At 60.5% G+C, this 19,054-nt stretch carries 17 protein-coding genes and 2 pseudogenes; 10 read left to right on the top strand and 9 right to left on the bottom strand.

Annotated features, from left to right (window positions below; translation table 11 throughout):
- Nucleotides 1–360 precede the first annotated feature (360 nt).
- From exoK to RTCIAT899_RS29065, 7 genes are all read left to right on the top strand, one after another.
- Nucleotides 361–1,164 (top strand): endo-1,3-1,4-beta-glycanase ExoK, encoded by an 804-nt coding sequence (gene exoK, locus RTCIAT899_RS29095; protein ID WP_015343423.1) that lies wholly within the window; start codon nucleotides 361–363, stop codon nucleotides 1,162–1,164.
- 104 nt (nucleotides 1,165–1,268) lie between these two features.
- Nucleotides 1,269–2,477 (top strand): hypothetical protein, encoded by a 1,209-nt coding sequence (locus RTCIAT899_RS29090; protein ID WP_015343422.1) that lies wholly within the window; start codon nucleotides 1,269–1,271, stop codon nucleotides 2,475–2,477.
- A 20-nt stretch (nucleotides 2,478–2,497) separates the two neighbouring features.
- Nucleotides 2,498–3,472 carry a glycosyltransferase family 2 protein gene (locus tag RTCIAT899_RS29085; RefSeq protein ID WP_015343421.1) on the top strand — a complete coding sequence of 325 codons (975 nt, stop codon included), beginning with the start codon at nucleotides 2,498–2,500 and terminating at the stop codon, nucleotides 3,470–3,472.
- Entirely contained in the window at nucleotides 3,469–4,407 is a 939-nt protein-coding gene (locus tag RTCIAT899_RS29080; RefSeq protein WP_015343420.1) for a glycosyltransferase family 2 protein, read from the top strand. Before RTCIAT899_RS29085 ends, RTCIAT899_RS29080 begins: the two co-directional genes overlap by 4 nt.
- Nucleotides 4,404–5,426, top strand: coding sequence for a glycosyltransferase family 2 protein (locus RTCIAT899_RS29075; protein ID WP_015343419.1), 1,023 nt, complete (start codon nucleotides 4,404–4,406; stop codon nucleotides 5,424–5,426). Before RTCIAT899_RS29080 ends, RTCIAT899_RS29075 begins: the two co-directional genes overlap by 4 nt.
- A gap of 4 nt (nucleotides 5,427–5,430) precedes the next feature.
- Entirely contained in the window at nucleotides 5,431–6,336 is a 906-nt protein-coding gene (gene galU / locus RTCIAT899_RS29070; protein WP_015343418.1) for a UTP--glucose-1-phosphate uridylyltransferase GalU, read from the top strand.
- A gap of 83 nt (nucleotides 6,337–6,419) precedes the next feature.
- A complete protein-coding gene (locus RTCIAT899_RS29065) occupies nucleotides 6,420–8,762 on the top strand; it encodes a polysaccharide biosynthesis tyrosine autokinase (protein ID WP_041678465.1) in 2,343 nt (780 codons plus the stop codon).
- On the opposite strand, the gene RTCIAT899_RS29060 is transcribed toward RTCIAT899_RS29065, so the two are convergent.
- From RTCIAT899_RS29060 to RTCIAT899_RS29040, 5 genes are all read right to left on the bottom strand, one after another.
- Nucleotides 8,759–9,655 (bottom strand): DMT family transporter, encoded by an 897-nt coding sequence (locus RTCIAT899_RS29060; protein ID WP_015343416.1) that lies wholly within the window; start codon nucleotides 9,653–9,655, stop codon nucleotides 8,759–8,761. The two genes, RTCIAT899_RS29065 and RTCIAT899_RS29060, sit on opposite strands and share 4 nt — an antisense overlap.
- Before the next feature lie 129 nt (nucleotides 9,656–9,784).
- A complete protein-coding gene (locus RTCIAT899_RS29055) occupies nucleotides 9,785–10,345 on the bottom strand; it encodes an NADPH-dependent FMN reductase (protein WP_015343415.1) in 561 nt (186 codons plus the stop codon).
- Nucleotides 10,346–10,416: 71 nt separating this feature from the next.
- Complete coding sequence (locus RTCIAT899_RS29050; protein ID WP_015343414.1) at nucleotides 10,417–11,643, bottom strand: NAD(P)/FAD-dependent oxidoreductase; 1,227 nt, start codon at nucleotides 11,641–11,643, stop codon at nucleotides 10,417–10,419.
- A 10-nt stretch (nucleotides 11,644–11,653) separates the two neighbouring features.
- Nucleotides 11,654–11,965, bottom strand: coding sequence for a MocE family 2Fe-2S type ferredoxin (locus tag RTCIAT899_RS29045; protein ID WP_015343413.1), 312 nt, complete (start codon nucleotides 11,963–11,965; stop codon nucleotides 11,654–11,656).
- 25 nt (nucleotides 11,966–11,990) lie between these two features.
- Complete coding sequence (locus tag RTCIAT899_RS29040) at nucleotides 11,991–13,079, bottom strand: fatty acid desaturase family protein (RefSeq protein WP_015343412.1); 1,089 nt, start codon at nucleotides 13,077–13,079, stop codon at nucleotides 11,991–11,993.
- 150 nt (nucleotides 13,080–13,229) lie between these two features.
- Here RTCIAT899_RS29040 and RTCIAT899_RS29035 point away from each other — a divergent pair.
- Nucleotides 13,230–13,478 (top strand): annotated as a pseudogene (locus RTCIAT899_RS29035) (LacI family DNA-binding transcriptional regulator); the annotation flags it as partial.
- 133 nt (nucleotides 13,479–13,611) lie between these two features.
- On the opposite strand, the gene istB reads toward RTCIAT899_RS29035, so the two are convergent.
- Nucleotides 13,612–14,346 carry an IS21-like element helper ATPase IstB gene (gene istB, locus RTCIAT899_RS29030; RefSeq protein WP_015341886.1) on the bottom strand — a complete coding sequence of 245 codons (735 nt, stop codon included), beginning with the start codon at nucleotides 14,344–14,346 and terminating at the stop codon, nucleotides 13,612–13,614.
- A pseudogene (istA, locus tag RTCIAT899_RS29025) lies at nucleotides 14,279–15,847 on the bottom strand (IS21 family transposase). Before istA ends, istB begins: the two are co-directional and overlap by 68 nt.
- A gap of 102 nt (nucleotides 15,848–15,949) precedes the next feature.
- Here istA and RTCIAT899_RS29020 point away from each other — a divergent pair.
- Together RTCIAT899_RS29020 and RTCIAT899_RS29015 are read left to right on the top strand one after the other, a co-directional pair.
- The gene (locus RTCIAT899_RS29020) at nucleotides 15,950–16,759 is read left to right on the top strand and encodes a substrate-binding domain-containing protein (protein WP_041678464.1); all 810 of its coding nucleotides are present in this window, start codon (nucleotides 15,950–15,952) and stop codon (nucleotides 16,757–16,759) included.
- Between the two features lie 160 nt (nucleotides 16,760–16,919).
- Nucleotides 16,920–17,732, top strand: coding sequence for a TIM barrel protein (locus RTCIAT899_RS29015; protein ID WP_015343411.1), 813 nt, complete (start codon nucleotides 16,920–16,922; stop codon nucleotides 17,730–17,732).
- A 45-nt stretch (nucleotides 17,733–17,777) separates the two neighbouring features.
- Here RTCIAT899_RS29015 and nikR read toward each other — a convergent pair whose 3' ends face one another.
- Nucleotides 17,778–18,215, bottom strand: coding sequence for a nickel-responsive transcriptional regulator NikR (gene nikR, locus RTCIAT899_RS29010; protein WP_015343410.1), 438 nt, complete (start codon nucleotides 18,213–18,215; stop codon nucleotides 17,778–17,780).
- 77 nt (nucleotides 18,216–18,292) lie between these two features.
- Nucleotides 18,293–19,051, bottom strand: a complete 759-nt coding sequence (gene cobM / locus RTCIAT899_RS29005) for a precorrin-4 C(11)-methyltransferase (RefSeq protein ID WP_015343409.1) — start codon at nucleotides 19,049–19,051, stop codon at nucleotides 18,293–18,295.
- Nucleotides 19,052–19,054: the final 3 nt, after the last annotated feature.

Genomic DNA, 19,054 nt, shown 5'->3' with positions numbered 1-19,054 from the left:
CCATGTTTTCTGTGCGAGGCGACATATCGTTTTTTGCTCATTTTTGCTGCGCTGCCATATTCCCTTTCCGAAGAGTGCCCTAGGTTATCCTTGCGAGTTCTGCTGTGTTGGAAATGGCTGCGAGGGGGGATGCAGCCCGAAGAAGGGGTGACAGACATCGTGAATGTGACTGCCAACGTGTCTTCGCGGATAAACCTCATGCGTAGCATATTGCTCCCGGGCACAGTTTCTGCCCCCATATCATTCGAGCCCCATACCTGGCCGTTCAACCGGGCCTATGGTTTTTTCGATTGTTTGCGGGGACTGCTGCGCGACACTTTGTTCCCTGTAGGTGTGTCCTGCGTAAGCAAGGGTGATACGATGACGACATCGAAAAGCTGCATGTACAGGCTTGGTCTTGTTTCAATCGCTCTCATGAGCGCCTTCCTGATGCCGCAGGCCGCATCCGCGCAGGATGATCAGCCAACGGGCGGTTCCTTCGTCGACAATTTCGAGCATTTGGACACCAGTCGTTGGTATGTTTCCGATGGCTGGAACAACGGGCCACATCAGAATTGCACCTGGGCGCGCAAGCAGGTGGGCATCAAGGATGGAGCGCTGCAACTGCAGTTCGTCCAGTCCAAGACCGGTGAGCGCAACTATGCCTGCGGCGAAATCCAGACGACGAAACGCTATGGCTACGGCACCTACGAGGCGCGCTACCGCACCGCTACCGGGCCTGGTCTGAACTCTGCCTTCTTCACCTATATCGGCCCGACCGACAAGAAGCCGCATGACGAGATCGATTTCGAGGTGCTCGGCAAGAATTCCGGTCAGGTTCAGGTCAATCAGTATATTTCCGCCAAGGGCGGCAACGAAAAGCTGGCGCCGGTTCCAGGCGGTGCCGACAAGGGTTTCAACGATTATGCCTTTGTCTGGGAAAAGGATCGCCTGCGCTACTATGTGAACGGCAAGCTCGTCCAGGAAGTTACCGATCCTTCGAAAATACCGACGAACCCGCAGAAGATCTTCTTCAGCCTCTGGGGCACCGATACGCTCAGTGGCTGGATGGGCAAGTTCGCCTATAGCGGCGAGCCGGCGACCATGGAGATCAAGCGCGTCGCCTTCACCGTTCCAGGAGAGAAGTGCCTCTTTCCGGAATCGATCACCTGCAAGCTCGATTGAACACGGCTGGCCGCGCCATCGCGCGCGGCCAGTGGCAACGCCGCCATGCAACACCAACCACACCAAGTGCCCGGTTCCGGCCGGGCGCAAAAGCGGAAATTTTGATGCTGCATATACTGTACTTCGTACATGACCTTGCCGATCCGGCTGTGCGCAGGCGGGTGCTGATGCTGCAGGCCGGCGGGGCGCTCGTAACGCTTGCGGGTTTCCGGCGCGATGACAATGCGCTGGCTGCCATTAGCGGCGTCGAGCCGATCGAGCTCGGCAAGACGCGGGATGCCCAGTTTGCCCAGCGGATCGCGGCAGTGGCCAGATCGGCGGCGAGACTGCGCAGCGCGCTGCGCTCCATCGCAAGACCGGACATCATCATCGGCCGCAATCTCGAAATGCTGGCGCTCGCCAACCGCGCCAAATCCGTCTTCGGCGGCGATGTACCGATTGTCTACGAATGCCTCGATATTCATAGGCTGCTGTTGCGCGATGATGTGGTGGGCAGCGCGCTCCGCAGTGCCGAGCGTCATTTCGGCTCGCAGGCATCGTTGCTGGTGACCAGTTCGCCCGCCTTCATCGAGCGCTATTTCCGTCCCCGCTCCGGGCTGCAAGTGCCGGTCATGCTGCTTGAAAACAAGGTGCTGGCGCTTGAGCCCGCGGCGCGCGTCATCGCATCGGCCGCAAGGCCGCCGGCTGCGGGCAAGCCTTGGAAGATTGGCTGGTTCGGCGCCCTTCGCTGCCGCAAATCCTTGGCGCTGCTCGACCAATTCTCGCGCCGGATGGAAGGCCGTTTCGAGATCGTTCTGCGGGGGCGTCCGGCCCATTCCGAATTCGACGACTTCGACCGCACCGTCCGCGATGCACCCTTCATGCATTTTGCCGGCGCCTACAAGAACCCTGAGGATCTCGCGGCGATCTACGGCGAGGTCCAGTTTTCCTGGGCGATCGACTTTTTCGAAGAGGGATTGAATTCCAGCTGGCTGCTGCCGAACCGCCTCTATGAAGGCGGTCTTTACGGTGCCGTGCCGATCTCGATCAAGGATACGGAGACGGCAAGATTTCTTGCCAGCCGAAAGATCGGGCTCGCGCTTGACCGGGCCGACGCCGAACATCTGACGGCGCTTTTGGGTGAGATGGACGTAAAACGCTATCTCGCCGCTTTCGAGGCCGTGGCATCCCAGGATCATAAGCAATGGATGATGGATCGCGCCGACTGTCAGCTGCTGGTGCAGCGGCTGGCATCGCTGACGCGCGCCAATGAGCAGATGGCCGAGATACAGGCCCTCCCACAACTGCATCGCAATAGAGGTGGATTGCAATGATGACCGGAAGTTCAGGGGATATGCGTTGCGTAATCGTTATTCCTTGCCTCAACGAGGAAAGGCATATCGAGCCGCTGATCGACAAGCTCGGGCGGGCTCTCGACGAACTCGATGCGAAGATCGTGGTGGCTGATGGCGGCAGCACCGATCGCACGCGCGAGATCGTGCGCCATATAGCCGAGAAAGATCCGCGCGTTCTTCTGCTCGACAATCCAAAGCGGCTGCAGAGCGCGGCGATCAATCTCGCCATCGAGACTTTCGGTGACGATCATGAGTATTTCATCCGCATCGACGCCCATGGCGACTATCCGGATGATTACTGCCAGACACTGGTTCAGGAGGCTGGCGCGACGGGTGCCGATTCCGTTGTCGTCGCCATGCGCACCATGGGCTTCAGTGCCTTCCAGAAGGCAACAGCCGTCGCCCAGAACTCCAAGCTCGGCAATGGCGGCTCCAAACATCGCGAAGGTGCCAAGGGTGATTGGGCGGAGCACGGGCATCATGCGCTGATGCGCGTTGCCGCCTTCCGCGCCGTCGGCGGTTATGACGAAAGCTTCAGCCATAACGAGGATGCGGAGCTGGATTATCGGCTGAACAAGGCAGGGTATCGGATCTGGCTAACCGACAAGACCGCCATGACCTACTATCCGCGCGCCAGCATTCCGACGCTCTTCAGGCAATATCTGGGTTACGGTCGTGGCCGGGCGCGCAATATACTCAAGCATCGCAGCATGCCGAGCCTGCGCCAGATGCTGCCGCTTGCGGTCGTGCCGATCTTCATCGGCGCTTTCCTTGCCGTCCTCAACTGGATCGCGGTTATCCCGGTCGGCCTCTGGGCTGTCGCCTGTATCGCCTATGGCTTCTGGATCGCTCTCGGACATAAGAACCCCTATGGGCCGCTGGCGGCCATTTCCGCGATGGTCATGCATTTCGCCTGGTCGATGGGGTTCTGGATGGAAGTCCTGAGCTTCCGCAATCGCAGGGTGGCGTCATGACACAGGCTCATCGGCGCCCGATAAAGATCGACATTGCGGTCTGCACCTATAGGCGGCCAGAGCTCGATCAGACGCTGCTGTCGCTTGCCGTCCTGAGCATCCCCACAGGCGCCGTCGTCCGGATCATCGTTGCCGACAACGATGTGACGCCGAGTGCGCGGGACCGCGTCGACGTCATGCGTTCGGCCGTTCCGTTCGAGATCGTCTATGTCCATTGCCCCGCATCAAACATCTCGATTGCCCGCAACGCCTGCCTGGATCACGCAAGCGGCGATTTTCTCGCCTTCATCGATGACGACGAGACCGCCTCGGAAGACTGGCTGAGCGAATTGCTCATCATGGCCGACACGACCGGCGCCGACGCCGTTCTTGGCCCCGTTCAGGCTCTCTACGGGAATATAGCTCCAGGGTGGATGCGGCGCGGCGATTTTCATTCGACTTTGCCCGTCTGGGTCGCCGGGGAAATCCTGACCGGCTACACCTGCAATGTATTGCTGCGCCGCGGCGCGCCTTCGCTTGCAGGCCGGCGCTTCAATATCGCGCTCGGACGCAGCGGCGGCGAGGACACCGAATTCTTCGCTCATATGCATAAGGCCGGCGGCAGGATCGCCTATGCGGCGGATGCGCTGGTCTATGAACCCGTCCCGGAAGGGAGGGCGACGGTCTCCTGGCTCTCGAAGCGCCGGTATCGCATGGGCCAGACCCATGGCCGCATGCTGCTGGAGACCGCAGGCGGCCTCGGGCGCTGGCGAGCGATTGCACTGGCGGCCTCGAAATCCGCTTATTGCTTTGTTGCCGCAGCGCTGCTCTTTGCATCGCCCATCAAGCGGCATCGCTACGGTCTGCGCGGCATCATGCATGCCGGCGTGGTCAGCGGCCTCTTCGGAGTCCGCGAAATCGAACAATACGGAAATCTGGAGAAGGCACCGCAATGACGGATTTCATCCCCGATGTCAGCTTCGTCATTGCTGCCTATAACGCCGAGGAAACGCTCGAGCGAGCCATCGACAGCGCGCTGGCGCAAGGCGCCGTCAGTATGGAAGTGATCGTGGTCGACGATTGCTCGACGGACAATACGCGTGAGATTGCCGGCAACCATCCCGATCCGCGTGTGCGTCTAGTTGCCATGGCCCGCAATGGCGGTCCGGGCGCTGCCCGCAATGCCGGGCTCGACGCGGCCCGAGGCCGCTGGGTGGCCGTGCTCGATTCCGATGATGCCCTACGTCCGGATCGGATGGCCCGTCTGATCGCCAGAGCGGAAAAAGCCGAGGCACAGATCGCGGTCGACAATCTCGACGTGATCCGCGAAGACGTCGGCACGATACTGCCGATGTTTCCCGAGCCGATGCTCGCGCGCATGCCGATACTGACGTTGGCTAAGTTCATCGCCTCGAACATGATTTTCCAGTCGGAGCACAATTTCGGCTATATGAAGCCGGTCTTCGAGCGTGTCTTCATCGAGAAACATCGCCTGCGCTTCGAGGAGACCCTGCGGATCGGCGAGGATTATATTTTCCTCGCTTCGGCTCTCGCTCGCGGCGGCGTCTGCGTCGTCGAGCCGAGCGTGGGTTATCTCTATTACATCCGCGAGGGGTCGATCTCGCGTGTTCTCCGGCAGGACCATGTCGAGGCCATGCTTGCCGCCGACGCCAAGTTCTTCGCCGAACATCACTTCGGCGCCGCTGCCCTTGCCGCACAACGGCGGCGCACGCGCAATCTGAAGGAAGTCATCGCTTTTCTTAAATTGGTCGACAGCATCAAGCAGCGCGAACTGCAGGAGTTGCTCAAGATCGCATGCCTCAACCCGAGGGCCGTACGTCATCTCAGCATGCCGGTCTTTGCCCGTTTTCGTCGGTTGGCCGCGTCGCTGCGGAGCAGCCGCCAGCCGACGCCCTCTCAACTTTCCTCCCCTCTGCCCAATATGGGCGCAGGCCCTCACTCTAACAAAGGATAGAGCCATGGACCCCAAACGTCGTGTGAGAAAAGCAGTGATCCCGGTTGCCGGCAACGGAACGCGCTTCCTGCCCGCCACCAAGGCGATGCCGAAGGAAATGCTGACGATCGTTGATCGTCCCGTCGTCCAATATGCCGTTGACGAAGCCATCGAGGCCGGCATCGAGCACATCGTCTTCGTCACCAGCCGCAACAAGTCGGCGATCGAAGATCATTTCGATGATACGCCGGAGCTGATCTCCTCGCTGCAGCGGGCCGGCAAGAGCCAGCAGGTCAGCGAGTTGGAACGTCTTCTGCCGCGTCCGGGCTCGGTAAGCTTCACCCGGCAGCAGGCGCCGCTTGGCCTCGGCCACGCCGTCTGGTGTGCTCGTGACCTGATCGGCGACGAGCCTTTTGCGCTGCTTTTGCCTGATATGCTCTGCTACGGTATGCGTGGCTGCATGGCCGGCCTGATGGATCTCTACAACGAGACCGGCGGCAACATCGTCGCCGTCGAGGAATGCGCCCCGGAAGAGACGTCGAAATACGGCATTATCGGCAAGGGCGAGTCCGTGCGCCATGGCTTTGCCGTGACCAAAATGGTCGAGAAGCCTCATCCGTCCGAGGCGCCTTCAAACTTTTACCTCAATGGCCGTTATATTCTGCAGCCCGAAATCTTCGATATTCTGGCCCGCCAGGAGCGCGGTGCCGGTAACGAGATCCAGCTGACCGACGGCATGCTGCGCCTGTCCGAGACGCAATACTTCCATGCCCAGGTCTATAATGGGCGTACGTTCGATTGCGGGTCGAAGCACGGCTTCATCGAAGCGAACGTTGCCTTCGCGCTCGCTCGCGCCGATATCGGCGGTTTGGTCTATGACTCGATCCGCAACCTGGTCGTCTCGCACGAAGCGCAGATGACCGCCGCTTAAGCCTGTCACATTGTGGCCTGCGGCCGGGAAGGCCGCAGGCCATGGCAATTGTTCATTCGGGCTTCTCCGACAAGGTGGTCGCCATGCATCAGAAGAACTTCACTTTCCACAGCGCTCTCCCGCAAGCGGAGTCGCAGGATAGCTTTATCGATCTCGATCGGCTGATGGCCGTCGTGGTCCGGCGCATCCGCACCATCATTTTCGCCATGGCCGCCTTTGTCATCCTGGCCGTCGTCTATTTGTTGACGGCCACTGCGAGCTATACCTCGATGACGCAGATATTGCTCGACGAAAGCATGACGAAATATGCCGAGGATCAGCCGCCGGCGGCAAGCAGCCAGCAGGCGGACATGGAGATTGCCAGTGCGGTCGAAATCCTCAAATCAAATGAGATGGCGCTGCGCGTGGTCGATACTGCCGGCCTTGCGGACAATAACACATTGCTCAACCCACCCGCGTCTCCGGCGGCGTTGCTCAAATCCGGCATCGGCCTGATCGTCAGCGTCTTCACGCCCGGCCGGCCGCCGATGACACCTGAGCAGCAGCGCGAGGCCCAGCGTCAGAAGGTTGCTGCCGTTCTGCAGGACAATCTGAAGGTCGAGCGCGTCACACGAAGCTCGGTCGTTGCCGTCTCCTTCAGCTCGACGGACAAGCTTCTGGCTGCCAAGATCACGCGTGCCTATGCCGACGCTTATCTGACCGACCAGCTGAACGCCAATTTCGACGCGACGGAACGTGCCTCCGTCTGGTTGCAGGAGCGCTTGAACGATCTGCGCCAGCGCGCGCAGGAGGCTTCGCTCGAAGTCGAGAAATACAAGGCCGATAATGGCCTGACCTCGACCGGCGGCGAACTGATGTCGGAACAGCAGATTTCCGACCTGAACAAGCAGTTGATCATCGCGCAAGCCGATACGGCCAGCGCCGCCGCTCGCTACAATCAATATAAATCGATCATCGACCAGGGCCCCGACAACGCCGTCAAGAATGCGACCATCTCGTCAAACACGACGGATAATTCGGTGCTGCAGGATCTGAAGACGCGCTACCTCGCCGTCGAAAAGCGCGAGCAGGACGTCACGCAGAACTTCGGTGCCACCCATCCGCAGGCCGTAGCGCTCAAGGCCGAGCGGCAGGACATCACCCGGCAGATTTATCAGGTCCTTCAGCAGCTCACTGCCAGCTACAAGAACGAGCTTGATGTCGCGCAGTCGCGGGCGGAATCGCTGCGCGAAAGCATCGACAAGGTCGTCGGCAAGAATTCCGAAGCCAACAAGTCGCTGGTTCATCTGAATGAGCTGAACCAGAAGGCATCGGCGCTGAAGACGCTCTATGAATCCTATCTTGGCCGCTTCGAACAGGCCACCCAACAGCGCTCGTTCCCCATCGCCAAGGCCCGCGTCATATCACTCGCCGGCGTGCCGACTGCGCCGTCCAGTCCGAAGAAGACGCTCGTCATGGCGCTCTCGATCATTCTCGGCCTGATGGTCGGCTGCGGTGTCGCCGCATTCCAGGAGTTCCGCGATCGCTTCTTCCGCGTCGAAGCCGATGTGCGGGCTGCTCTCGGATTGAAGTTCCTCGGCTATCTGCCGCTGCTCGGCCAGCAGGGCAAGAACAAGAAGAAGTCACGCAGGGCCGGTGCAGGACCGGAGCCGGCGACGGCGGAAGAGGGAGAAAACGGCGTCGCTTTCGAGCGCATGATGCGCATATCCGTTGAAGCGCCGCGCTCGATCTTTGCCGAGACCCTGAGAAACGCGAAACTCGCAAGCGACGTGATGCTGCAGGGGCGCGCCGACCGCGTCATCGGCGTCGTCTCGGCACTCCCCGGTGAGGGCAAGTCGACGACCGCAGCCAATTTCGCAGCGCTGCTTGCCAGCAGCGGCAAACGTACGCTGTTGATCGACGCCGACTTGCGCAATCCGGGCCTCAGCCGGACGCTGAAGTCGCAGCCGCATGCGGGCCTGATCGAAGCCGTGCTTGGCGAAGTGCCCTGGACGAATGCCGTGAAGGTTGACCCGCGCACCAAACTTGCGATCCTGCCGGTCGTGGTGCGCGATCAATTGCTGCACACCAGCGAGCTTCTATCCTCTCAGGGCATGCAGCATCTGATGGAGAATGCGCGCAAGATGTTCGACTATATCATCGTCGACCTTGCTCCGCTCGGTCCCGTCATCGACGCGAAGGCCTTTGCGCCGCAGGTCGATGCCTTCCTGCTGGTGACCGAATGGGGTGCGACCCCGACCAATCTGGTGCGCCATGTGCTGGAACAGGAGCCGCAGATCAACTCGCGCATTCTGGGCGTCATTCTCAACAAGACCGACATGTCGGAACTGCCGCGCTACAGCGATTTCGGCGGAACCGAGCGTTACCGGCAGAAATATGTGAGCTATTACACCGAGGCGCAGCCGCGTGCCGAGGTGGATGCCTAGCCTACCGATGCCTTGGCGGTCTTGAGCCGGGCTCTCGCCAGCGCATGTTCCCGCCAGATGGTGAATATGCCCGCCGCAACGACGATGAGCGCGCCCACAATCATGGGCGCGCTCAGCTTTTCGCCGAATATCATGACACCTATAAGGGCGGAAAAGACGAGCTGCAGATAGGTCAGGGGCTGAATCACCACCGCGTCGAGCATATCGTAGGCGCGGATGAGGAAATAATGGCTCGACACGCCTGTCAGGCAGAGAATGCCCATGAAGACCCAGTCATGCGGCGCAAGCGGCGTCCAAAAGAACGGCCCGATGCAGGTCATGGCGACGGCACCCACCACACCCGTATAGAAAAAGCTGGTCATGGCGCCATCCTCGCGGCTGACATAGCGCGTCAGCACGACATAGAGCGAAAAGAGCAGCGCACCGAAAAGCGGCACCAGGAAACGCGCATCGAAGACGCCGCTCTCCGGCTTCAGGATCAGCAGCACGCCGACGAAGCCAAAGCAAATTGCCAGCCATCGCCGCCAGCCGACCTTCTCGCCAAGGATCGGTATGGACAGCAGGGCCACCATCAGCGGTCCGGATGAAAAGATCGCTTGCGTATGGGCAAGACCGACGATGACGAAGGACGAGATCGCGACGACGATCTGTGCGGCAAGCAGCAGGCCGCGGGCAATCTGCAGGACAGGCTGCTTGGTCCTGACGTTCCGCTGCAATCCGCCTGGCGCGCGCGAGGCCATGGCGACGGCGAAGAGCATGAAAGCCCAATAGCGGATCATCGCCACCAGAAGCGGCGGGTAGGCGCTGACAAGGTGCTTGGAAATGCCGTCCTGTATGGCGAATATGCTGATTGCCAACAGCGTGAAGACGTAACCGGTACTATTGGATTTCATGATTATCGAAGGAAGAGAATGTGCAAGGCCCCGGAGACGCCGGGTTCGGCGCCTCGATTCACATTAGGCTATTCCTAGGCCCAATCATAGACTTCCGGTTTGCCTTCGGTTCAACCGGAAAGCCGTTGATCAGCCTTTGCCACGATCTGCGACGAAAGCGGTGAAGCCTTCGAGGAAAGCCGAGAGATTGTGTTTCACCTTCTCATCGACGATCGCCCCGTCTGCATCGAAGACGCTGCCGGCGCGCGACACCATCAACCGGCCGCCAAACCATGCTTCGGCGCCGAGCGTACGCAAGACCGTCAACCAGGCATTCTGGCTGAGAATGGTGCCGAAATTGCCCGGCGACGCGCCTAGAACCGCGATCGGTTTGCCGCCGAAGACCTGCGCGATGTCAGTGGAGGGGCGACTCATCCAGTCGATGGCGTTCTTGAAAACGCCAGGAAGCGAATTGTTGTATTCCGGTGTGAACAGGATCAGCCCGTCGGCCGAGATGGCCAGCTCCTTGAGCTCCCGCACCTTTTCCGGAATGCCGTCCGCGGCTTCGAGATCGGCGTCATAGAGCGGCACGCCATGGATGGTGCGCGCGATCAGTTCGACACCGTTTGGTGCAAGTTCGACGGCGGCATGGAGCAGAGCCGTGTTGAAGGAGCCTTTGCGCAGGCTGCCTGATATGCCGAGTATTTTCATTGCTTCCTCCATTTGCCGTGGGGGGAAGACATTTATGCTTCGGCCTGCTGCGTCAAGGCCCAACGGCGATATTATGCGGCAAGCAGCGACTTCAGCTTGACGGAGCTTGCCGCCAGGGCGGCGTGATCCGGATGCGCGCGGGTCGCGATCAGCATTTCGGCAAGACGGATGTCGCGCGCGATGGCATTGCCGCGCCCGATGCCGCTGGCGGCAAGCAGCCTTCCGTCCGCGCCGAGATGGAAGAGAATGAACGCCTCGTCATCGAGGTCGCGCCGCACATGAGTGACCGCGTCATCCGCCAGCCCTGCGATCTGCAGCGTAAAATCATATTGATCGGACCAGAACCATGGGACGGCGGACATTTCCGCACTTTCGCCCAGCATGTTGGCGGCGGCCAGATTGGCCTGCTCCTGTGCATTGCGCCAGGATTCGAGGCGAACGCGTCTTCCGCCATAAAGTGACAGCGGAAACGAGCAGCAATCGCCTGCCGCAAAGATATCTGTATGGGAGGTCTCCAGCCGCTCGTTGACGGCAATACCATTGTCGATCGCGAGCCCCGCTTCTGCGGCCAGCGCGACATTCGGCAGCGCGCCGATGCCGACGAGCAGCAGGTCCGCGGAGATGACTTCGCCGCCTGCCAGACGAACAACCACCTTATCGGTTTCTTCCTGCAAGGCTTCGATGGTCTGGCCGCAACGAATATCCACGCCTTCCTGGCGATGGCGTTCGGTAATCGCTTCAGCGATCTCTTCGGGCACGCCGCGCTTCAGGACGCGCGGCAGGCCTTCGATGACGGTGACGTCGGCACCGCGGATACGCGCCGTTGCCGCCAGCTCAAGGCCGATGAAACCGCCACCGACGACGGCAATGTGCCGTCCGGGATGAAGGGCTGCATGCAAAGCCACCGCATCGGCATGGGTGCGCAGCACGCGGATGCGCAGCGATGTGCTGTCAACGCCTGGAAACCCTCGCGCCGCGGCTCCGGTTGCAAGCAGAAGCTTGTCATACGTGAGCGTCTGTTCATCCGAGAGCTTGACGGTCTTCGTCGCGGGATCGAGCGCGATCACCGTGGTGCCGAGCTTCAGATCGATCGATTGCTCCGGGTAACGCTCCAATGTGGCGATGAATTTCGGCTCCGGCGCTTGATCCGTCCCTGCTTTTGACAGTGGCGGGCGTTCGTACGGCGCTAGCGGCTCGGTGCCGATGAGGGTGATATCGCCGCCAAATCCCTTTTCCCGGAGCGCGAAGGCGGCGCGGGCACCACATTCTCCGGCTCCGATAATGACGAAATGAGCCACGCTTGCCTCCTCAGAGCCCGATGAAGACGATGCCGTTTTCGACCTTAACCGGATAGGTCTGCAAGTTGACGCAGACCGGCGCGCCCTTGGCTTCGCCAGTGCGGTAGTCGAAGCGGCCATTATGCTTCGGACATTCGATGATGTTGTCCATGACCAGCCCGTCGGCGAGATGGATCTTCTCATGGGTGCACAGGCCGTCGGTGGCGAAATAATCGTCCTCGGGGCTGCGATAGACGGCGAAGGTTCGTCCGTCATGGTCGAAGCGGATGACATCCTCTTCGTCGATCGCATCGGCGGCGCAGACTTCGATCCAGTTGCTCATGTTTTCCTCCCTTTCCATGTCCGGTTTATTGGGCAGCCGCAGCCGGAAGTTCGCCATGGAACTCCCCGCGATAGGGCCGTGCCGTCGGCGGCAGCTCGCGCTTCAGGAAATAATCCTCGTTGCGCAATTGCCGCAGGAATGCCGGGATCATCTCGCGATAGCCGGACCATATGGATGGGTTCGGTGCCGGCAGATCGTGCTTGATCATCGCGTGCAGCTTCGGCAGCGCGTGGTACGGCACCATCGGGAACATGTGGTGTTCGACATGGTAGTTCATGTTCCAGTAGATGAAGCGGCTGATCGGATTCATCATGACGGTACGGCTGTTCAGCCGGTGGTCGACGACATTGTCGGCAAGGCCGCCATGCTGCAGCAGGCCGGTCAGGACGTGATGCCAGGCGCCATAGAGCCGGGGAAGGCCGATCAGCATCAGCGGCAGGATCGAGCCCATGGCGATCGCGCTCGCAACGGTAGCGATATAGATGGCCAGCCAGATGCGGGCGATGCGGATCGCCTTCGGCTGTTCCATCTCTGGAATGAAGCTCTTTTCCGCAGCGCTGACGAAGCCGGCCGCATTGCGCAGCATGTCGACCATCGCGTACCAGGCATCGAGGATGCCGAAAAAATTGAGGACGAGGCGAAGAAGATCCGGCGGCCGCATGACGGCGATTTCCGGATCGCGGCCGACAATGACGGTATCGGTGTGGTGGCGTGCATGGCTCCAGCGCCAGGTGACCGGATTGCGCATGATCATGAAGCAGGCGATCTGATAGACCGCGTCGTTCATCCAGCGTGTCTTGAACGCCGTGCCATGACCGCATTCATGCCAGCGGCTGTCGGAGGCAGAGCCGTAGAGCACGCCATAGGCCAGAAAGAAGGGGACACAGATCCAGGAGCCCCAGAAGTAGACACCAAGTGCTGCGAAGACGGCCATGCTGCCGAGCCAGATGATGGTGTCGCGGATCGCAGGCGCATCCGAGCGCTGCATCAGCGCTTTCATGTCCTTGCGCGGCACATCTGTATGATACCATTCGGCGGCCGCAAGCCCCGTTTCTACGGCCAGCCTGCCGCTTTCGCCGAGCAGATCATAGTCACGCCTGATTATCGTCGTCATTCCTGCCTCCCGCGATGTGCAACAGCGCACCGCCCTCGATGCCGAAAACGATAGATCGACTTTTCGCTTGCCTCAATGCATGAATGATGGAATCTATCAAAACATATCAAAATCTGACGTCATGAATGATGACATATCTCAGGAGTAGCCATGCGTCGCCCCACCATAGCGGATCTTGCCAAAGCGTCCGGCGTCAGTGTCGCGACGATCGATCGTGTGCTGAATGGGCGCCATCGCGTACGGGAGGAAACGGCACGCCGCGTCTATGAGGCGGCCCAGGAAATCGGCTATCACGCCGTGGGCCTCCTGCGTCAGCGCGTCTTCGAGGACTTGCCGCAATATCGGTTGGGCTTCGTCCTGCAGAAGCCGGTTCAGGCCTTCTATCAGGCTGTCAATCGGCGTTGTAACGGGACCCCTTATCGGCTCCCAAAAGGGACCCCTGCCTCTGGTTGCATAGGGTCAGCGCGCGTAGGCCCGGAGCATTCCATTTAGCGCAGGGGCCTGCGGGCGCGGATTGTTTGTCTTTTCGGCTTTAGCTTTGAGAGCGGTTTTTGAAGCGCCAGGATTCATTTCCGGTCTCAACGATCTCGCAATGATGAGTGAGTCTGTCGAGCAGAGCGGCGGTCATCTTGGCGTCGCCGAACACGGCCGGCCACTCGCCGAACGCCAGGTTCGTCGTGACGATGATTGAGGTCCGCTCGTAGAGCCTGCTGATCAGATGGAAGAGGAGCTGCCCGCCGGCCTGGGCGAATGGGAGGTAGCCGAGCTCGTCCATGATGACGAAGTCGAGCCTGGTGATGAAGTCGGCCAGCCGCCCTTGCTTTCCGCCACGTGCCTCTGTCTCAAGCCGATTGACAAGGTCAACGACATTGAAGAAGCGCCCGCGTGCTCCGTTGCGGATCAGAGCACGAGCAAGCGCGATGGACAGGTGGGACTTTCCTGTGCCGGTCCCGCCGACCAGAACGATGTTGTGCTGCTCGGCAAGGAAGGCTCCGGTCGCGAGCTGGCGCACCAGCCCTTCATTGACCGGTGTGTCGGTAAAGTCGAAGTCGTCGATGTCTTTGGCCAGCGGCAGCTTGGCAACAGCGATCTGGTATTTGATGGAGCGAGACTGCTTCTCGGCGATCTCTGACTGCAGTAGGTCGCCCACGATGCGCGGCGGTTCGTGCTGGCGCTTTATGCCGGAGGCCATGATCTCGTCATAGGCGCTGCGCATGCCGAACAGCTTCAGCGTGCCCATCATGTCGAGGATTTGGGGTCGTTCCATATCAGCTTGCCCTCCTGAGGCTGTCGTAACGGGCGCAATCGGCCAGAGGCTCATGAGTCAGGCGAAGCGCATCGGGAATGGAAAGGATGGCAGCCGGCTGCGGGTCACGCTTGCGGGCCAGAATGTTGATGATGACGGCGGCCGAGAACACGCCCTGATCGAGCGCCTCCTGGCAGGCCGCCTCGACGGCAGGGAGCCCGTCCAGACCGACACATTCGAGGATCGACACCATCTGCCGGTCGCCGTCATGCATGCCCTTCAGCCGGCGTCGCACTTTCTCCATGGCGGCAGGCAAAACCCAATCGTGGAACGGCGCACCATTGCGCAATGCTCCCGGCTTTCGAGTCAGGACCGGCACATAATGCCATGGATTATAGACCGTCTCGCCGCGGCCGTAGCTGCGGTCGTGCCGGCCTATCTCGACGCCGTCCTGACGGATGATGATGCGGTCGGCATAGGCATGTATCTCGGCCGGGCGACCGACCGAGGTCGACAGCACAGAATATTTGTTGTTATCGAAGCGCACGAGGCAGGTCTTGCCGATCGAGGCCTGCACAGCATGGAAGCCATCGAACGGACCGGGATAACTGACTAGATGCGGCTTCTCCGTTTCGAACACCTCCCAGATCGTGCGCTCTGTCTGGTCGACATGCTTATGGGCGCGGGCGTAGCTGATGCATTTGTCCAGCAGCCAGCCATTCAGCTCGTCGTAGGATTTGAAGCGCAGTCGGGGGGTGAAGAAGCGTTCCCGCACCAGATTGACCTGGTTCTCGACCTGGCCTTTCTCCCATCCTGACGCCGGAGTGCAGGCCACCGGCTCGATCAGGTAGTGGCTGCACATCTGCAGGAAGCGGCGATTGTATTGCCGTTGCTTGCCGACGAAGACCGTTTCCACCGCGGTCTTCATATTATCATAAATGCCGCGCGTGCAGGCCCCGCCGAAGAACGCGAACGCCCGGTCATGGGCATCGAAGACCATCTCCTGCGTCTCGCGCGGATAGGCTCTCACATACATCATCCGGCTATGGCAGAGCCGGACATGCGCCACCTTCACCGTCGTCGTCACGCCATTCAGCACGACGATCTCGTGGCTCCAGTCAAACTGGTAAGCCTCGCCCGGCGCATAATAGAGCGGCACATAGGCTTCCGCCGTCACCGAGCCGCGCTCCTTCGCCCAGGTTCGGGCATAGCGCCGGACGGTGTCGTAACCGCCCTGGTAGCCGAGTTCGCGCAAATCCTCGAACAGCCGGATCAGCGTCAGCCGTTCCCGAGAGGATTTGGCCTCATTGGCAAACAGCATTCCATCGAGCTGATTGCGCCAAGGACCGAGCTTCGGCTGAGGTTGGCGGGCCCGCTCGTATTTGAACTCCGTCTCATCGCTGCGCAGAACCTTCCGCACCACCTTGCGCGATATACCAAGCTCCCGGCAGATCGCCTTAATCGACTTGCCCTGCACGCGGGAAAGTCGCCGTATCTTCAGAATTGTCTCCACAACAAGCATCCAAATAAAAAGCCTCCGATTAAACCGGAGGCTGTTGTAACCCCATCGCAAATGGGGGTCCCGTTTGGATGCCGATCACCCCAAATGCGGGGTCCTTATTCCATGCCTAATCACAATCAGGCTTTTGCCAGGGAGATTGCGGCGGCGGCGCAGGCAGTCACGACCGCGCGCATTAACGCACAGGTCGACTTCGTAACCGCCTCGACCCCGACGGCGATCGTCGAGAAACTGAAGACGGTGGCGTCACGCAGTCAGGCCGTCGCCCTCGTCGCACCGGATTATCCGGCGGTCACCGCCGCAATCGAGGAGTTGAAGGAAAAAGGCATTCCGGTCTTTTCGCTCCTGTCAGATTTCTCCACCACGGCGCGCCAGGGCTATATCGGTGTCGATAACCGCAAGGTCGGACGCACGGCCGCCTGGATCATTGCACGCTCCGCACGGCGTCCGGGGAAGGTCGCCTGTTTTGTCGGCAGCCACCGCTTCCTCGGCCATGAGCTGCGCGAAATCGGCTTTCGCTCTTATTTTCGCGAAAATGCCCCGGAATTCGAGGTGCTGGATACGCTCATCAATCTCGACACGCCCGAGATTACCCACGAGGCGACGCTCGATCTCCTGCAGAAGCATCCCGATCTCATCGGCTTCTATGTCTGTGGTGGCGGCATGGAGGGAGCAATTTCCGCCATTCGGGAGGAGCGTTTATCCGGCAAGCTGATCGCCGTCGTCAACGAGTTGACGCCGGAATCGAGGGCAGCGCTTGCCGATGATGTCGTAGCCATGGCGATCGGCACACCGCTGCCGGCACTTTGCAAGGAACTGATGAGCCTGATGATCAAGTCCGTCGAGAGCGATGACGTTGCCGTTCCGGGCCAAAGCTTCCTGCCATTTGAAATCTTCCTCTCGGAAAACATCTGACAAGAATGATGTAATTCTAGCATTATCTCAAGAATTCTATCAGGAATGATGGCTGACGCCGATGGAAGAAGGACAGGAATGTCGCTAGTTCTTCGCAAAGCAGGCGCAGCGGATCTGGAATGTCTCTTGCTGCCGGACGCCTTGAGGAGGAGTGCCTATCATGAGTTCCATTCGTTTTGCGCTCAATCATATGTGCGCGCCGTCATTGAGGCTTGAATCGTTCTTTGCCGCCGCAAAAGAGCTCGGCATCGACAGCGTCGAAATCCGCAATGACCTTGCCGGGAACGCGATCCTGGATGGTACGCCGGCAGCGGCCGTCAAGGAGCTCGCGGCGCGGCATGGGCTGACGATCATCTCGATCAACGCTCTGCAGCGTTTCAATGAGTGGAACGACGAGCGTGCCCGGGAAGCGGCGGCGCTGATCGATTACGCGCGCGATTGCGGCGCCAGGGCGCTCGTCCTCGTTCCGGTCAACGACGGCAGCGGCCGCGAGCCGGAGGCACGGCATGCCAATCTCCGCAAGGCGCTGTCAGCCCTGAAGCCGATGCTGGAAGCGGCCGGCGTTATCGGCCTGGTAGAGCCGCTCGGCTTCGAGATCTGCTCGCTGCAGCTGAAGAGCGAGGCGGCCGCCGCGATCGAGGAACTCGGCGCGAGATCCACCTTCCTCCTCGTGCACGATACTTTCCATCATTACCTCGCCGGTGAGACCGCAATCTTCCCCGAACTGACGGGTCTCGTGCATATTTCCGGCGTCAGCGATCCCGATGTTTCCGTTGGGGACATGCGCGATCCGCATCGTCTTCTTGTCGATGCGAGGGATCGTCTCGATAATGTCGGTCAGCTCCGGGCATTGCTGTCTGCTGGTTATGCCGGACCGGTGTCTTTCGAACCTTTTGCCCCGGCGGTGCATGCTCTGAAGGAACCAGTTACGGCTCTCAAGGAAAGCATGGCTTATATCGCCGGTCGGCTTTGACCGAGTAGCCCGGCAACTCGTGTGCCCGTTCAATCATGCGCCCCCTCAGTCATGCGAATGCGTTTCGGAGTGCTTCGCGCCGTCGTCCGATGGGATGATGTGCAGGTTTCCGAAGCGCACGCCGCGCTGCGTCACCACGCTGTCGGCAAATGCCCTGATGTCGTCCGTCTTGCCCTTCAGCACGGAGACTTCGAGGCAATCGTGCCCATCGATGTGAACGTGAAGCGTCGAGACTGAGAGATCGTGGTGATGGTGTTGCGCCGTCGTCAGCCGGCGCGATAGGTCGCGGGTTTCATGTTCATAGACATAGGCGAGGGCGGCGTAGCATCTGGCTTCGCCATCCACGGTCGGCTGCGCGCGCGTAACGGCGTCGCGAACGAGATCGCGCAAGGTTTCCGAGCGGCTAGCATAGCCGCGCTGTGCGCTGATCTGGTCAATCGTCTCCAGAAGATCGTCGTCGATGGTAATGGTAATCCGCTGCATATTCCGATCCTCTTTTGCCCCGTGGCTTGCCGCGATCGACTAGAGGAAATTTCGAGCGGATTTGCAACGGTGCCGCGCTATTGCCGGCCGCGAAAACGGCGCTGATAGGTCGGGTCGTAGAGCGAGCTTTCGCGGAAATCGCTGGCGCCAAGTGACGGACCGACGAAGATCAGGGCGGTGCGCTCGATCGGATCGGCGGCCACTTTCGCTTCAATCGTGGCAAGCGTACCCCGAATGATCCGTTCATCGGGCCAGGAAGCCTTGACGACGATCGCAACCGGGCAATCGGGCCCGTATAGCGGCGTCAGATCTTCGACGACTTCTTGGAGCGCATGGATTGCCAGATGGATCGCGAGCGTGGCGCCGGTCGCGCCGAATTTCGCCAGCGTCTCATTGTTCGGCATGGGTGAGGCGCGGCCGGACACGCGGGTCAGGACGAGACTTTGAGCTACCGCCGGGATGGTCAGCTCGCGTCCGAGCGCAGAAGCGGCGGCTGCGAAAGCGGGAACGCCTGGGGTCAGCGTGTAGTCGATGCCATGCTGCTCGAGCCTGCGGATCTGCTCGGCGACAGCGCTCCAGACCGAGAGATCGCCGGAATGCAGGCGCGCGACATCCTCGCCCGCTTTGCCCGCTTTCAGATATTCCGCCTCGATCTCGTCAAGCGACATCGGCGCGGTGTCGATGATGCGGGCGCCGGGCGGGCAATATTGCAGCAGTTCCGGCGAAACGATCGAGCCGGCATAGAGGCAGACCGGGCATTTGCCGATCAGATCCCGGCCGCGCACCGTGATCAGGTCGGCGGCTCCGGGGCCTGCGCCAATGAAATGCACTGTCATCGC

This window comes from Rhizobium tropici CIAT 899, assembly GCF_000330885.1.
Lineage (GTDB): Bacteria > Pseudomonadota > Alphaproteobacteria > Rhizobiales > Rhizobiaceae > Rhizobium > Rhizobium tropici.
Note: the sequence above shows the minus strand (reverse complement) of the source record. Positions and strands in the feature narration are given on the sequence as shown.

Excerpts from the sequence above, each read along its gene's own strand:
- exoK (WP_015343423.1), top strand. The coding sequence starts at position 361 with ATGACGACATCGAAAAGCTGCATGTACAGGCTTGGTCTTGTTTCAATC.
- RTCIAT899_RS29090 (WP_015343422.1), top strand. The coding sequence starts at position 1,269 with ATGCTGCATATACTGTACTTCGTACATGACCTTGCCGATCCGGCTGTG.
- RTCIAT899_RS29085 (WP_015343421.1), top strand. The coding sequence starts at position 2,498 with ATGCGTTGCGTAATCGTTATTCCTTGCCTCAACGAGGAAAGGCATATC.
- RTCIAT899_RS29080 (WP_015343420.1), top strand. The coding sequence starts at position 3,469 with ATGACACAGGCTCATCGGCGCCCGATAAAGATCGACATTGCGGTCTGC.
- RTCIAT899_RS29075 (WP_015343419.1), top strand. The coding sequence starts at position 4,404 with ATGACGGATTTCATCCCCGATGTCAGCTTCGTCATTGCTGCCTATAAC.
- galU (WP_015343418.1), top strand. The coding sequence starts at position 5,431 with ATGGACCCCAAACGTCGTGTGAGAAAAGCAGTGATCCCGGTTGCCGGC.
- RTCIAT899_RS29065 (WP_041678465.1), top strand. The coding sequence starts at position 6,420 with ATGCATCAGAAGAACTTCACTTTCCACAGCGCTCTCCCGCAAGCGGAG.
- RTCIAT899_RS29060 (WP_015343416.1), bottom strand. The coding sequence starts at position 9,655 with ATGAAATCCAATAGTACCGGTTACGTCTTCACGCTGTTGGCAATCAGC.
- RTCIAT899_RS29055 (WP_015343415.1), bottom strand. The coding sequence starts at position 10,345 with ATGAAAATACTCGGCATATCAGGCAGCCTGCGCAAAGGCTCCTTCAAC.
- RTCIAT899_RS29045 (WP_015343413.1), bottom strand. The coding sequence starts at position 11,965 with ATGAGCAACTGGATCGAAGTCTGCGCCGCCGATGCGATCGACGAAGAG.
- RTCIAT899_RS29040 (WP_015343412.1), bottom strand. The coding sequence starts at position 13,079 with ATGACGACGATAATCAGGCGTGACTATGATCTGCTCGGCGAAAGCGGC.
- istB (WP_015341886.1), bottom strand. The coding sequence starts at position 14,346 with ATGGAACGACCCCAAATCCTCGACATGATGGGCACGCTGAAGCTGTTC.
- RTCIAT899_RS29020 (WP_041678464.1), top strand. The coding sequence starts at position 15,950 with ATGCCTAATCACAATCAGGCTTTTGCCAGGGAGATTGCGGCGGCGGCG.
- RTCIAT899_RS29015 (WP_015343411.1), top strand. The coding sequence starts at position 16,920 with ATGAGTTCCATTCGTTTTGCGCTCAATCATATGTGCGCGCCGTCATTG.
- nikR (WP_015343410.1), bottom strand. The coding sequence starts at position 18,215 with ATGCAGCGGATTACCATTACCATCGACGACGATCTTCTGGAGACGATT.
- cobM (WP_015343409.1), bottom strand. The coding sequence starts at position 19,051 with ATGACAGTGCATTTCATTGGCGCAGGCCCCGGAGCCGCCGACCTGATC.